Source organism: Shewanella sp. cp20 (genome assembly GCF_000832025.1).
Taxonomy (GTDB): Bacteria; Pseudomonadota; Gammaproteobacteria; order Enterobacterales; family Shewanellaceae; genus Shewanella.
Window position 1 is genome coordinate 1 of sequence record NZ_JPII01000024.1, and the last position, 13,455, is coordinate 13,455.

A 13,455-nucleotide genomic window follows, 5' to 3' on the forward strand; every position below is an offset into this window, starting at 1 on the left:
GTGGGGTCTCCCCATGTGAGAGTAGGTCATTTCCAGGCGCCTAATAAAGCAAAAAGCCCTAGCCTAAAACGCTAGGGCTTTTTGCTTTCTACGCTCGCCTAAATTGCTCCTGGCAATTTATGGCACTTCATACATCCATGTAGGTCGCGCGAAAGCATCTACTTCACCTGCAGTCCAAAGCTGCTTACGCAGTGTGGCAGTTAATTGTTCCATTTAGAAACTGCTTTTCCGCTACAGACCCACTAATTCGTCGTTTAGCTGCTACGCGCTTCAGCCATTCATCAAGCTTCGCTTGATGAGCAGATGCCCTAGGCTCCTATGTGAGAGTCGAATGATTGCTGAAATTAACTTAAGCAGTCCTAATAGTAAGATTTTTATCAGTCGATAATATGAAATGCTCAAGTCCCAAGGCTGTGATAGGTCGTTCATATCGTTACCAAACATATCTAGTCGATAAGATTTATGTTCGGGAGTTGGGGGAGTGAAAGCGATGGTTATCGGAGGGAGGGAAAGCCCATATTGATTTTCGGGCTTTCAAACTGGCTTATAAAGAAAGTAACTTTTCTACTATGGGGGCGTTTGCAGCTGGAAAGTCATAGCTCTTGAGCTCGTCGAGTCTAGCCCATTTGATCTTTTGCCCTTCAAGCCCCTGAGCTTCTCCTGAGAAAGCGTTTACTGTGTGTATATCAAGATATACTTGTTTGTCCGGATAATCGTGTGAGATCACCATTAGAGGGCTCGTGGAGGTAACCTCTATGCCGACTTCTTCTTTTAACTCTCTTATTAATGCTTCTGATATCGTTTCACTGGACTCGACTTTTCCGCCTGGAAATTCCCATTTCCCACCTTGGTGCAGATGCACTGGGCGTTTGGCGAGTAAGATCTGATTTTCTTCATTGAATACTATGCCTACCGCGACATGTACACGCTTCATTTAGTGATCCTTAAAAAAGTCTGTTTCTTCATAGCCTAGTGAATCTAGGTGCTCTGGATCAAACTCAGGCTTTACAGGGATGGCATGTTTCTCCGAGGCCCAATCACCCAGGTCGATGAGTTTGCATCTTTCACTGCAGAAGGGTTTAAATTGAGACTCTTTAGACCAAAGCACCTCTTTCTGGCAGGTTGGGCATTTAACTGTGGTTGGCATAATCATTCCCATAGGCCGATTTGTAACAGTCGGCTATGGTAAACCACTTTAGGTACAGGTTGCCAACATAAAGTCTATCGATTTGTCAGAGTGTTTTTGCTGGTCAAATAATACGAAGTGGATGGCGTAGCGATTCCGGTTACCGCTGATGGTTGGATAGCAACCCTGGGCAGGATCGATTTTGACTCGGATAAGCGAGAGGGCTTGGGTGCTAGAGCCCTGATAAAAGCCGGCTACTGCGGTTGCTGGGTTGTACACTGTCGTCTTACGGGTAAGCTCAAGTAACAATTTGATCGGCGTTAACAGACATTCAAAATGTTCCGTCCAAGCCTTATATTCTTGTTGCCTCGTTTCCCAAGGTTTAGCTAACCAGTAATGTAACTGCGGAAGATCGAAGTTGCAGCAAGCACCTGGCATGCCAAATCGTTGACGCAGGGCAGAGAGAAACCTGTCTTGCTTAAGTTTTTGGCCAGGCCTTTCACAGCGAACGAGCTTAACTCTCGCCTTTTGCATCTGCTCGATATAACTTTCTACTTGCTGCTCATCTATGTGGGGTAGGTGCTGCCATTTTTTGAGATTTATAAGCTGCTTGTCGATGTCTTTTATAATTTCACTGCGATAATCACAACGCTCGGTGAGTTCACACAGGGAAAATAATGGATAAAAACAGCGGTGTTGATGGTCTTGATCTAAATTATTTTGAACTTGATTAGCGAGGTACTCGAGCCTAAGGTAGCTTCGAGTCTTCTCGTTTAACGGTTGTTCGTAGATCAATTCATTCATGACGATTGTTAAGTCTGGGCGGCTAATTTTATATATTTATTATGTAAAGCAGCGACCTTGTCTCTTAATGCCGATATGTCACCTTGATTGTCGATAACATCATCTGCTTTAGATAGCTTTTCGTCTCTGCTTGCCTGGCTAGCGATTATGTTTTTTACTTGCTGCTCATCGACAGCGTCCCTCTCCGTGGTTCGCTTTACTTGTAACTCTGGCGAAATATCAACCACTAAAGTGCAATTGACTAACCTATCTAAACCATTCTCAAATAGCAAGGGCACAACTAAAATTGCGTAGGCTGATGTCGCATTTTGCAATTGTGTTAACATTTCGGTCCTAATCAATGGGTGAAGAAGACTATTCAACCATTGTCTTTCTACAGGGTCTTTAAAAATCTTATCCCTTAAAACGGATCGATTGAGTTCACCATTTTTAAGGAGGACGCTTGGACCAAAATGCTTAGCGATTTCTGTTAGCCCTTTGGTTCCTTTGGCAACGACTTCTCTGCTGACAACATCTGCATCAACAAGATCAACTCCTAGTTCTGCAAACAAGTTGGCGACAGTCGTCTTGCCGCTTCCTATGCCGCCAGTTAAGCCTATTATGAATGGTAGAGTTTTACCCATGTAATTTGGTATGCCTTAACGCTATATGGTAGTTAGCTCTTCGATAGATGTTTAGGTAATTAAGAAGACTTTTTGATTGATTTCTTAGATCGATTTTTCCATCATTGCAGGTTGTTACATGAAAGACTTTTTGGGGGTCATAGCATGTTACATCATCAAATTTAAAGTGATAATAATTATGATCTAGCAGGAATATTGGGCGGGGCGATGTTGTTGCATCTTTTCCTAAAAAAGGTCTCCCTAAAAAGGTGTTGGTATATCTAATGTCAAGTATTGATAAAATGGTTGGAGCTAGATCAAAGTGGCTGTAAGCTGTTTCAACCAGTTTCTCGTGTTCTTTTCCTTTTTCAAATATGACCAAAGGGACTTTATATAGGGTTTCAATTTTATCTTCCGCTTTAGTCGAGTGTGAACTTGGATAGTATGGGACTCCATGATCACCTGTTATGATTAAAACGGTGTTGTTAGATATTTTTGATTTAATAAATGATTCAAAAAACTTGCCGAGTGCATAGTCGGCGTAATTTACTGTTTTTGCATAGTTTGTATAATTTTCATCATTATCAACTACCAAGTTGTTATTTTGGTATTCTCTACCCACATCCCAAGTGAAAGGTTGATGATTTGTTAGGGAAAGGATTTCCATGAAAAAAGGTTTTTCTATGCTTTCTGCAAACTTTAATGAGTGTAAAAATACATTTTTGTCTGATATTCCCCAGCCTATGTCATCATCTTCACTATAACCTATCTCTCTAAAGTATTCCTTTCCAAATACTTTATTGAAGCCTAATGTGGGGTGAAAAAGCTTTCTATTGAAAAATTCTGTTGTATTTCCATGCATCCATATTGTTTCGTAACCTTTATTATTCAGGATTTTGGGGAGGCAATTGTTGTCAACTTTTCCACTAACAACAGAAAAAGGTGCATAAGGTGACGTATCAGGCAGGCTACATAGAATACTGACTTCAGATTTTACGGTAGTTCTATTTGTAGCATAAAATGATTCTACGGATATTGATTGGCTGATTATTTTATTTAAATTAGGCGTAATGCTTTTGTTATTAGCTTCTAGTGTTCTTAAACTTTCCATCACAATAAGTATGACGTTTTTTCTTTTTTGTGAAAATTGATCTTTTGACTTGTTGACGTTTAGTAAAGGGTTTTGCTCTGTGGATAAAACACTGTAGCTAGGGTAGTTGGGAATCAGATTGCGATAGTTTTTAGCACTAATGTATTCTGGTAGTATTTCTATGTTATCGTTTTTTATTTGGTTTATTATGAAACTCTCTGATTTTTTTTGATAAATTTCTTCATTTGATGTGTAGAGGCTACTGATAATGGGAGTACTTCTGAAAAGTAATAGAATGGGGTTTTCATCTTGAAGCACTCTAGTATTATGATATTGAGAATCAAAAGACTTACTGTGAAAAATTGTCCCACAAAAAATTATTGTAATGGAGCAAGAAATTATTATAAGACTACTTCTTTTGCTAATTTTTTCAGGTCTTGATTTCTCAATAAAAAAGGGGGTGGCAATGACAATGATTAGCAATGGGAGAGTATCACTGAGATCGAAATTACTGGAGGCACTTATTAAATCTTTGTACAGTGGAATTATATCATATACGATGTAGGTTTGATAAAAATTAAAATATTCAATTGAAACTTTGTAAAATGTAATTAGTATTGTTGAAATTAATATGTATGTGAGATAGTGTAGACTTTTCGACACCATTATTGTTGACATGTAAACAGTGAATATAATTGTCGATGCAACAAGAGTATCTATGAGGCCAAAAAAAGATGTTTCAAATCCATAGAAGTATAAAAGCCCAAGAGGTAGTAGAGAGTATATTAGTGATGTGTAAATGTATATCCTGTTTCTTTTCATTATTTGTTATTCCTTTAACAAAGTTAACTGGTTACATATGACATATATAACAGAGTCAGTTGCGGGCCTGAAACCAGAGATATCCAACCAGCAAAAGAGAGGTATGGGCCAAACGGAATCGGATGTTCTGAACTGGTTTTATTAGTTACAATTAGAATCAAACCAACCGTCGCGCCAACGATAGAAGACAATAAAATTATTAGGGGGAGTTGTTGCCAACCGAGCCAGGCACCAAACATTGCTAACAATTTAAAATCACCGTAGCCCATCCCTTCTTTTCCTGTTAGCAGTTTGAATCCCCAGAATACACTCCAAAGGCTCATATAGCCGGCAGTAGCACCAATGACAGCATCAGTAATAGAGACAAAGGTACCATTCAGATTTATCAGTATGCCAATCCACAATAGAGGAAGGGTAATTTGATCAGGGAGTAGCATTTCATCGAGATCTATGCCTGTTAAAGCAATTAAACCAAAGGTAAGTATGGTTCCAAAAGCAAATTGCCAGCTAGGGCCAAAGTGGTACGCCAAATAAGCGACCATCATTCCAGTTAAAGCTTCGATGATAGGGTATCTCGCAGAGATGTGAGTTTTACAATGAATGCACTTCCCACCAAGTATGAGCCATCCTAGTATAGGGAGATTATGCCAAGGCTTTATGCTGGTTTTACACTTAGGGCAGGATGAACCAGGAACGATAAGATTGTATTTCTCCGGATAATCATCGATTGGTTGGGCTAGTTTATCTTTAATCCCTGTAACAGTAGCCTTGTGGTATTCGTCGAGATATTGATTGCATTCTAGCTGCCATTCTCTTTTCATCATCACTGGTAGGCGATGAATTACCACGTTTAAAAAGCTACCAATAACTGTAGCGAAGAAGAAGGAAATTGAGGCAAACAGTAAAGGGTACTGAGCCATTAATTGGATAAATTCAGTCATTGAAAGCTTAATTTAGTAATTTTACTGGGATATTGTTAGCCGACTACATTACCTAGCTGGAAGATTGGTAGATACATACCGACAATCAAGCCGCCAACTAGGGTGCCAATAACGACCATCATCATAGGTTCGATTAGACTGGATAGACCATCAACAGCATCGTCTACCTGCATCTCGTAAATATTAGCAACTTTATTGAGCATATCATCTAGACCACCGGATTCTTCACCTATCATGACCATCTGGATTAGCATATCGGGGAAGAGCCCTGTAGTGCGCATAGCAACGTTCATCTGCATGCCTGACATGACTTCAGTACGTACTTTAGTAAGAGCACTACGGTAAACATAGTTACCAGAAGCTCCGGCAGCAGATTCTAAACCGTCTATAAGTGGTACACCTGCCGCAAAGGTCGTAGCTAGTGTTCGAGCAAATCGAGCCATAGCTGCTTTATGCAGAATATTGCCAACCACTGGAATTTTTAGAACCATTTCATCAACTTTATCGCGGAACTTTTGAGATTTTAGGTGTGCACGCTTAAATGACCAAATACCAACAATAATAGCGATGATGAAAATATACCAAGACGATTGTAGCCATCTTGAAATGCCGATAATCATTTGTGTGAATGCAGGTAGTTCGGCGCCGAAACCAGCAAATATTTCTTCAAATTGAGGTACGACAAATAGTAAAAGCAGTGAGGTTACCAAAATCGCAACAACAACAACTGCAGCAGGATAAAACATTGCCTTTTTGATTTTTGACTTAAGGGCTTCAGCTTTCTCTCTGTAGGTTGCTATTCTGTCAAATACGGCATCGAGAGAACCCGAGTGTTCACCTGCGGCAACTAGATCGACGTAAAGATCATCAAAATATTGCCTGTGTGGTCTTAAAGCATCTGACAATGGAATGCCAGCTTGTACGTCGTTAACTATTGTACCTAAGAGTTCTCGCATTCTAGGTTTTTCATGGCCGCGACCTAGCATTTCAAGAGTAGTCACAATTGGGACGCCAGCTGCCAACATAGTGGCTATTTGCCGGGTGATCATGGCGATATCCATCGCCTTGATTTTTGGATCGCTTTTAAATAAGGATTCGGCTTTTTTCTTAACAACCTTAGGGTTAACACCCTGAGATTTTAACTGTGCTTTAATCTCTGCAGATGACGTTCCTCTGAGTTCTCCCGAAGTTTTTTTGCCATCGCGATTAGTGCCTTTCCATTCGAAGGTGACTACTTTAGGTTGAGCCTTGGCTGCCTTTTGCTTTTTAGTTGTGGTTTTTGTGAGTGATGCGCTAGCCATGGATAATCCTTTGTGAGTATCTATTTATTAGAAACTGGTGACGCGGTTTATTTCGGCAATACTGGTTACTCCGGCAATCACTTTGCGTAGGCCAGAGTCTCGAAGATCGCGCATGCCCTGTTCTTTCGCCTGATTGGCTATTTGTAGTGAGTTGCCTCCTTCCATGATAGTACGGGCAATCTCATCCGACATCTTCATCACCTCATAGATACCGACACGTCCTTTGTAGCCTCCAGAGCAGAGATCGCAACCTATAGGTTTGTAGACGGTAAATCCATCATCGATTTGGGCTTGGGTAAAGCCTAGGTTTAACAGTTCGTGTTCGGGAACATCTTCTGGTTGACGGCATTCTGTGCACAGTCTTCTTGCAAGACGCTGGGCAATGATCAGATTTACCGAACTCGCAATGTTATAACCAGGAACCCCCATGTTGATAAGACGAGTAAGGGTTTCAGCGGCAGAGTTGGTATGCAGGGTTGATAATACGAGGTGACCTGTCTGTGCGGCCTTGATGGCTATTTCAGCCGTTTCTAGGTCGCGGATCTCACCCACCATGACTACATCTGGATCTTGACGGAGGAATGAACGTAACGCCGAAGCAAAGGTTAAGCCTGCCTTGAGGTTGATATGAACTTGGTTAACGCCTTCTAGGTTGATTTCGACCGGGTCTTCTGCCGTAGATATGTTGCGTTCTTCGGTGTTGAGGATATTCAGGCCGGTATAGAGGGATACGGTTTTACCCGAACCTGTAGGGCCGGTGACCAAGATCATGCCTTGTGGTTTGGCGAGCATTTCCTCATAGAGTGCTCGTTGATCATCTTCATAGCCTAGTTTTTCGATGCCTAGCTGCGCCGAGGATGAATCCAAGATACGCATTACGATCTTCTCGCCCCAGATAGTGGGCAGGGTACTTACACGAAAATCGATGGATTTAGTGCGCGACAGCTTCATCTTGATGCGACCATCTTGAGGGACGCGGCGCTCGGCGATATCCAGCTTTGACATTACTTTTAAACGTGCCGATATGCGCCCGGCTAAATTTACCGGAGGCTCTGAGACTTCGTGTAAGATTCCATCGATACGAAAGCGGATTCGATAGCGTTTTTCGTAAGGCTCGAAATGAAGATCTGATGCACCTTTTCGTATAGCATCGGTTAAGATCTTATTGATATAGATGACGATGGGGGCATCGTCACTGGCATCACCGGCTTGTTCTTCCTGGCGCTTGTCTGTATCTGTAATTTCTATACCGGAAAGCGAGTCTTCATCAATACCATCTAAATCAAGCGCCGAGATATCTTCTTCGAGCACTTTTTCTAATGCTAAGGTTAGCTTGTCGTCTTCAACTAGAATCGCTTCGGCGTGCAAACCGGCACTAAACTGGAAATCTTCTAATGCAGCAATGTTGGTAGGATCTGATGTACCAATATAGAGACGATTGCCACGTTTAAACAGAGGTAAACATTTATGTTTTTCAATGAGTTTCTTATTGAGAAAATCTTCTGGAATGCTGCTTATATCAAACTCATTTAAATCTAGCAGTGGGGTACCGTATTCTTCATAACACAGTTCTGCGATTTCTCTAGCAGAAATGAGCTTTTCCGAAACTATTGTAGATACTAAAGATTGTTTAGATTGGCGCGATTTGGTTATTGCTGATGCAACTTGCTCTTCGCTTAATAGATGCTTGCGAATAAAGAGGGTGGATAAACCTAAGTGAAGACCTGTTGTTGGCATGATAAGTATATCAGTCGAGGTAGTCGGCTAAGCGACTACCTCATTCTGCATAGACTGATTATTGATCTTGGCAGTAGCCAGCCGCTACACAGTCACCTGATTGTGCCCATGTAATGGTAAGATCTGATGCGTTGATAGTGCCAGTCAATACATTCTTCTTACCGCCGGCAGCAGCTGTACCTGTACCGGTCAGAATAATTGATGCATCTGTCGCTGCTACAGTAAGAGAAGCTAGGTTGGCTGTTGCTGTTGGAACGCTAGGCACTCCATTAGAACTCGCACCACATGATGAACCTTTACCCTGTTGCATAACACAAATAGTCGTCGCAGTTTTGAAACCGTCAATTGCGGTATTTACTTCGGCAAAACGAGTTTTCTTGGTGTAGTCTTGATAAGCTGGCAGTGCAATTGCGGCGAGAATACCGATGATTGCAACAACGATCATTAATTCAATCAGGGTGAAACCCTTAGCGTTAGTCTTCTTGATACCTTTCATTTTTACTCTCTCCGTTTGACAGAACTCTGATTCGACTCATCCTAATGCTGACTATAGCAGGGTGGCAGCACAACTATTCTAGTGTTATCGCTATAGTAATAGTTAAACTTGTACAAGTAACCAATGCTACAGCCATTACTTTAGAAGGCGGTGCTGAGACCGCTATTTCAGCTTGCTCCTGCGTAGCTTTTGACGTCGTCCCTGGTCAAATCGTTATTACTATCAACTAGTATTTTATGAATTCCTAAAATGAGTCCAGTAAGCAGGCTGTTTTTGCCTTGGTGTACCACTCACTCTCGGCTTTCACTCTAAGTTTAATTAATCTTCATTCGGCAAACTGCACCATTTGGCAATTTAGTCAGTAGAAATCATATTCTTATCATCAATATCTTAACTTTTTCCAGCAGGTTTTAAGCTGGGACTCGTTTAATGCTTGCCCTTTTTACGCTCTCGTATACAGAGAAAGTGTTAACGGTATGTTTCATTAAACTTGTCGCTAGTCTAGAAAATCTTCAATTAACAATAATTAATGCTTTCGACTTACTAAGTCGGTTTACCTTCATGGTAAGCTGGCCGAAAGGGCCATCTCGCCTACAGCCAAAGTTAGTACAAAGTTAACAAAAAGGGAACCGTAAATCGCATCAAAGTACTAATTTGATGGTGAATTTGTCTAATAAAAATTTTTTTTGTAAAAAAAGTTATAGCGTAATTATGACTTTGGCTGAAAAATTGGCGATTGTACCAGGAGTGTCAATTTTATAGCGGCTAGAAAGCCGTTTTAGCCTTGAACAATTTACGTACAATCTTTAGTGGTAATCTGACTTGTTGCGTAAATGTTGCTCAACCTGATGGGTAAAAGTATCAGATTGAGCATTCCAGTCACCGCTGGCATCTTATTACAGGAAATTAATCTTTCAGCCTAAGCGATAAGTCCAACGCCTTGACGTGTTTGGTCAGGGCTCCGACCGAGATGTAGTCTATGCCGGTTTTGGCGAAGTCTGAGATGGTATCTAGGGTCACGTTGCCCGACACCTCGAGTTTTACCCGCTGGTTTTCGCTATAGCTATTATTAAGCTCTACCGCCTCTATCATCATGGTGACGTCAAAGTTGTCGAGCATGACGATATCGGCACCCGCATCGAGCGCCTGCTTTAGCTCATCAATGCTTTCTACTTCGACTTCCACTAACTTGTCGCTGGCAAGCCTACGGGCTGCTTTGATGGCTGATGCGATCGAGCCACTGGCCATGATGTGATTCTCCTTAATAAGGAAGGCATCGAACAAGCCAATGCGATGGTTTTTTCCGCCGCCGCAGGTAACGGCATATTTTTGTGCTGTTCGTAGACCTGGTATGGTCTTGCGAGTGTCTAACAGTTTACAGTGAGTGCCCGCCAGTCTATCGACATAAAGCTTAGTCAAGGTCGCCACGCCGGAGAGTGTCTGGATAAAGTTCATGGCGGTGCGCTCACCGGTCAGGATGGCGCGAGCAGAACCCGACATTTCGCATAAAACCTGATTCGGCAACACAAGGTCACCATCGTCAACATGCCAATGCAGAGCGACTTCACCGCCTAATTGGTTGAAGACCTGTTCTGCCCATGCCTTACCGCAAAAGACGCCTTCTTCGCGGGTGATTAGTGTGGCCTGCGCATACTTATCGCTTGGAATAAGCTGAGCTGTGATGTCCAGACTCAATTTTTCTTGTGGGGTTAGATTCGAGTCAGCCTGAAAACCTAAATCTTCTTCGAGTGCGACTTTGACGGCTAATCTAATGTCATTTTCCAGCATCTTTCTATCCTCATGGCGGCTCGCCGCACTCCCTGAGCTTACAACTTAAGCTCGAACGGGTTATCTCTCTCGTTTCAATGGCTGCGAGCACTTAGCTATATGGCATTAATAGTAACAAATCCCAGATTGAAAAAGCAGGGATATTTAGTGCTTGAGCCTGAAGATAGACGCAATTTGTGCCGATTTGTATTCATAGTCTTCGAGTGACTGGCGAGTATCAAGCGAATTGGGTTAAAGTGCTAACGGCTTGATATTGTTTGGAGGTAGATTGGCCTGTGGCTAACATGACGTTGCAAAAAGGGTGGATTCAAGAGTGTCGACAGTGCGTCTCGCCACATTTTAACGCCCGACCAGATGGAGAGGTGAGTCTCTTGGTGATCCATAATATCAGCCTGCCGGCGGGGCGGTTCGGGTTGCCTTATATCGATCAGCTTTTTCAAGGCTGTTTGGATGTTCAGGCTGACGAGAGTTTTTGTGAACTCGACGGCTTAGAGGTGTCGGCGCATTTTTTGATTCGGCGAGACGGTGAACTGGTGCAGTATGTCAGCTGTGATGATCGTGCTTGGCATGCTGGCGTCTCTGAGTTTGCCGGGCGTACCGGTTGTAATGACTTTGCCATAGGTATCGAGCTGGAAGGCACAGATAGCCAAGCCTATACCGATGCTCAGTATGAGCGGCTTAAGCAATTAACCTTGGTCTTGTTTGACGCATATCCTATGCTCAATAGAAATCTCATCGTCGGTCATAGCGATATCGCACCAGGTCGGAAGACTGATCCCGGTGAAAGTTTCGACTGGCGAAGATATCGCGCGAGTTTGGATGAAGCGTAACTTACCTAAAAGCTTGGTTTACCATTAAACACAACAATTAGATGGAAGGGAGAGGGGAGTAAGATGGCACTGTTTTCTTTATTGCTGGCGATCATGATAGAACGTCTCAAGCTATTACCCCAGGCATGGCAGCTAGAAACCCTATTAGCCTTATATGCCAAGAGTTTCTTTGGCCGTAAGCAGCTCACCAACGATCTTATGATGGCTATCGCGCTGATTCTCCCTGCGATAGCCGTGCAGGTACTCGCCTGGTTCGTGGCGGGGATGTTTTGGGGAATATTGAGTCTTGCCCTCTGGGTTGGTGTATCGATTCTCTGTTTCAGTCACCTCAAACAGCGACAGGTGTTCAAGCAATATATACAGGCGGCTTGTCGTGGTGACGCACAGGCTTGTTACCACTTTGCCGATGAGCTTGACCCTTATGTGTCGCTCGATGCCGTGTCAGAGCAAGATCTCGGTGAGAAAGTCGGGCAGACGGTTGCCTGGCTCAATTATCGTTTCTATGGCGCCGTGGCGCTATACCTTATCTTCTTCGGACCTGCCGGCGCCGTACTCTACTGTACCGTGCGTTATTTCTCGGACGATGCCAAGAGCCGTGGAATCGATCTTCCCTTGGTGGACACCGCCTTATTGTTGCTGGATTGGCTGCCGAGCCGATTGATCGCGCTAGGCTATGTTCTCAGTGGGCACTTTTCACTGGCATTTGCTCGCTGGCGACAACAGGCGCTGTGCTGGCGTTGCCCGGCGCGCGATGTCATATCTGAGGTCGCTCTGGCGGCAGAGACCATTGAATTTAATTCACCTACACCAATTTGCGTCCAATCTACCATCTCTTTGCTACAGTTGAGTAAGCGTAACTTTATCTTACTCGTGATCGGCCTCTCTTTGCTGACGATTTTTGGGGTGGTAGTGTAGCTGCGGGGCGAGGCGGACGCTCGTATTGCGGCTTGCTCGCCTCGTTATTGCTATTCAAGGCGAGCCCTAAGCACTTGGGGCAATGGTCAGACCCCTTTATCATAAATATAAGCTATTCTCACAAATCGTGAGTTTACATGAAGCAGATCACGAACTGGACATCTGAAATGTGATTTGATAAAGTGCGCTCAGTCAATTAAATTGGTAAGACCAATTTACAATAGGAGCTGAGGGCCATATGGCTTATAGCAAAATCAACCAGCCAAAAATTTCTGATGTGATCATGAATCAGCTGGAGCAGATGATCCTAGAGGGGAGTCTGCAACCGGGTCAGAAATTACCACCAGAGCGTGAATTGGCACTGCAATTCGAAGTCTCTCGACCATCTCTTCGTGAAGCAATTCAAAAGTTAGAAGCAAAAGGCTTGCTGCTGCGTCGTCAAGGCGGTGGTACCTATGTCAAAGAGCAACTTTGGCAGAGTCTTGCTGATCCTATTGTGGAGCTGATGCACAGCGATTCCGAGAGTCAGTACGATCTTCTCGAGTTTCGTCACGCCACTGAAGGCATGATGGCTTACTTCGCGGCACTTCGGGGTACCGATGCCGACATGCAAAACATCAAAGAAAAAATCCAAGCGGTAGAAGCTGCGTCTGACATCGAGGCGAAGGCAGAGGCGATCGTGTGTTTTTATCGCGCCATTGCCGAAGCCTCACACAACGTGGCTATGCTGCACTTGGTACTGAGTTTATCTCCCGTGCTGCATAAGAATGTGGCACAAAACCTAGAGTTGCTAAAGCGCAGAGCTGATGCCTCTAAAATGGCGAACGAGCATAGGCAAGATCTTCTTGCCGCCATCGTGCGTCGTGACCCTGAAGCAGCAAGAGAAGCCTCAAACGAGCATCTAAGCTACATTGAGGAAGTGATGTTGTCTGTGAGGGAAGAAGATAGCCGGTTGCAGCGTAGTCTGCGCCGTTTGAAGAGTGGCGCGTAGGCAGTCTGTCTA

General features: G+C 43.4%; 13 protein-coding genes and 1 pseudogene. 3 read left to right on the forward strand and 11 right to left on the reverse strand.

Annotation, left to right across the window (positions count from 1 at the left end; genetic code table 11):
- Positions 1 to 544: 544 nt before the first annotated feature.
- The 11 genes and pseudogenes from mutT to nadC all read right to left on the reverse strand — a co-directional run bounded on the left by mutT (position 545) and on the right by nadC (position 10,707).
- Complete coding sequence (mutT, locus tag DB48_RS08185) at positions 545 to 934, reverse strand: 8-oxo-dGTP diphosphatase MutT (RefSeq protein ID WP_041509811.1); 390 nt, start codon at positions 932 to 934, stop codon at positions 545 to 547.
- Positions 935 to 1,147 carry a DNA gyrase inhibitor YacG gene (yacG, locus tag DB48_RS08190; RefSeq protein WP_041509812.1) on the reverse strand — a complete coding sequence of 71 codons (213 nt, stop codon included), beginning with the start codon at positions 1,145 to 1,147 and terminating at the stop codon, positions 935 to 937.
- Between the two features lie 48 nt (positions 1,148 to 1,195).
- Positions 1,196 to 1,930, reverse strand: coding sequence for a cell division protein ZapD (gene zapD / locus DB48_RS08195; RefSeq protein ID WP_041509813.1), 735 nt, complete (start codon positions 1,928 to 1,930; stop codon positions 1,196 to 1,198).
- Between the two features lie 8 nt (positions 1,931 to 1,938).
- The gene (coaE, locus tag DB48_RS08200) at positions 1,939 to 2,553 is read right to left on the reverse strand and encodes a dephospho-CoA kinase (protein WP_041509814.1); all 615 of its coding nucleotides are present in this window, start codon (positions 2,551 to 2,553) and stop codon (positions 1,939 to 1,941) included.
- Complete coding sequence (locus DB48_RS08205) at positions 2,546 to 4,444, reverse strand: LTA synthase family protein (RefSeq protein ID WP_041509815.1); 1,899 nt, start codon at positions 4,442 to 4,444, stop codon at positions 2,546 to 2,548. The genes coaE and DB48_RS08205 overlap by 8 nt, the downstream gene beginning before the upstream one ends.
- Positions 4,445 to 4,467: 23 nt before the next feature.
- On the reverse strand, positions 4,468 to 5,385 hold the full coding sequence (locus DB48_RS08210; RefSeq protein ID WP_041509816.1) for a prepilin peptidase: 918 nt from the start codon (positions 5,383 to 5,385) through the stop codon (positions 4,468 to 4,470).
- A gap of 35 nt (positions 5,386 to 5,420) precedes the next feature.
- Positions 5,421 to 6,686, reverse strand: coding sequence for a type II secretion system F family protein (locus DB48_RS08215; RefSeq protein WP_041509817.1), 1,266 nt, complete (start codon positions 6,684 to 6,686; stop codon positions 5,421 to 5,423).
- 27 nt (positions 6,687 to 6,713) lie between these two features.
- Positions 6,714 to 8,423, reverse strand: coding sequence for a type IV-A pilus assembly ATPase PilB (gene pilB, locus DB48_RS08220; protein WP_041509818.1), 1,710 nt, complete (start codon positions 8,421 to 8,423; stop codon positions 6,714 to 6,716).
- A gap of 58 nt (positions 8,424 to 8,481) precedes the next feature.
- Positions 8,482 to 8,769 carry a hypothetical protein gene (locus DB48_RS08225; protein WP_443018626.1) on the reverse strand — a complete coding sequence of 96 codons (288 nt, stop codon included), beginning with the start codon at positions 8,767 to 8,769 and terminating at the stop codon, positions 8,482 to 8,484.
- Between the two features lie 26 nt (positions 8,770 to 8,795).
- Positions 8,796 to 8,919: pseudogene (locus DB48_RS20610) on the reverse strand (prepilin-type N-terminal cleavage/methylation domain-containing protein); the annotation flags it as partial.
- Between the two features lie 906 nt (positions 8,920 to 9,825).
- Complete coding sequence (gene nadC, locus DB48_RS08230) at positions 9,826 to 10,707, reverse strand: carboxylating nicotinate-nucleotide diphosphorylase (RefSeq protein WP_041509820.1); 882 nt, start codon at positions 10,705 to 10,707, stop codon at positions 9,826 to 9,828.
- 284 nt (positions 10,708 to 10,991) lie between these two features.
- Here nadC and ampD point away from each other — a divergent pair, with 284 nt between their 5' ends.
- The 3 genes from ampD to pdhR all read left to right on the forward strand — a co-directional run bounded on the left by ampD (position 10,992) and on the right by pdhR (position 13,443).
- Positions 10,992 to 11,537 carry a 1,6-anhydro-N-acetylmuramyl-L-alanine amidase AmpD gene (gene ampD, locus DB48_RS08235; RefSeq protein WP_041509821.1) on the forward strand — a complete coding sequence of 182 codons (546 nt, stop codon included), beginning with the start codon at positions 10,992 to 10,994 and terminating at the stop codon, positions 11,535 to 11,537.
- Positions 11,538 to 11,600: 63 nt separating this feature from the next.
- Positions 11,601 to 12,452 carry a beta-lactamase regulator AmpE gene (ampE, locus tag DB48_RS08240; protein ID WP_041509822.1) on the forward strand — a complete coding sequence of 284 codons (852 nt, stop codon included), beginning with the start codon at positions 11,601 to 11,603 and terminating at the stop codon, positions 12,450 to 12,452.
- A gap of 238 nt (positions 12,453 to 12,690) precedes the next feature.
- On the forward strand, positions 12,691 to 13,443 hold the full coding sequence (gene pdhR, locus DB48_RS08245; RefSeq protein WP_011867228.1) for a pyruvate dehydrogenase complex transcriptional repressor PdhR: 753 nt from the start codon (positions 12,691 to 12,693) through the stop codon (positions 13,441 to 13,443).
- Positions 13,444 to 13,455: the final 12 nt, after the last annotated feature.

Bases quoted from the DNA above. Each gene is read 5' to 3' on its own strand.
- pdhR (WP_011867228.1), top strand. From the start codon at position 12,691: ATGGCTTATAGCAAAATCAACCAGCCAAAAATTTCTGATGTGATCATG.
- mutT (WP_041509811.1), bottom strand. From the start codon at position 934: ATGAAGCGTGTACATGTCGCGGTAGGCATAGTATTCAATGAAGAAAAT.
- coaE (WP_041509814.1), bottom strand. From the start codon at position 2,553: ATGGGTAAAACTCTACCATTCATAATAGGCTTAACTGGCGGCATAGGA.
- yacG (WP_041509812.1), bottom strand. From the start codon at position 1,147: ATGCCAACCACAGTTAAATGCCCAACCTGCCAGAAAGAGGTGCTTTGG.
- DB48_RS08210 (WP_041509816.1), bottom strand. From the start codon at position 5,385: ATGACTGAATTTATCCAATTAATGGCTCAGTACCCTTTACTGTTTGCC.
- pilB (WP_041509818.1), bottom strand. From the start codon at position 8,423: ATGCCAACAACAGGTCTTCACTTAGGTTTATCCACCCTCTTTATTCGC.
- nadC (WP_041509820.1), bottom strand. From the start codon at position 10,707: ATGCTGGAAAATGACATTAGATTAGCCGTCAAAGTCGCACTCGAAGAA.
- ampD (WP_041509821.1), top strand. From the start codon at position 10,992: ATGACGTTGCAAAAAGGGTGGATTCAAGAGTGTCGACAGTGCGTCTCG.
- ampE (WP_041509822.1), top strand. From the start codon at position 11,601: ATGGCACTGTTTTCTTTATTGCTGGCGATCATGATAGAACGTCTCAAG.
- DB48_RS08215 (WP_041509817.1), bottom strand. From the start codon at position 6,686: ATGGCTAGCGCATCACTCACAAAAACCACAACTAAAAAGCAAAAGGCA.
- zapD (WP_041509813.1), bottom strand. From the start codon at position 1,930: ATGAATGAATTGATCTACGAACAACCGTTAAACGAGAAGACTCGAAGC.
- DB48_RS08205 (WP_041509815.1), bottom strand. From the start codon at position 4,444: ATGAAAAGAAACAGGATATACATTTACACATCACTAATATACTCTCTA.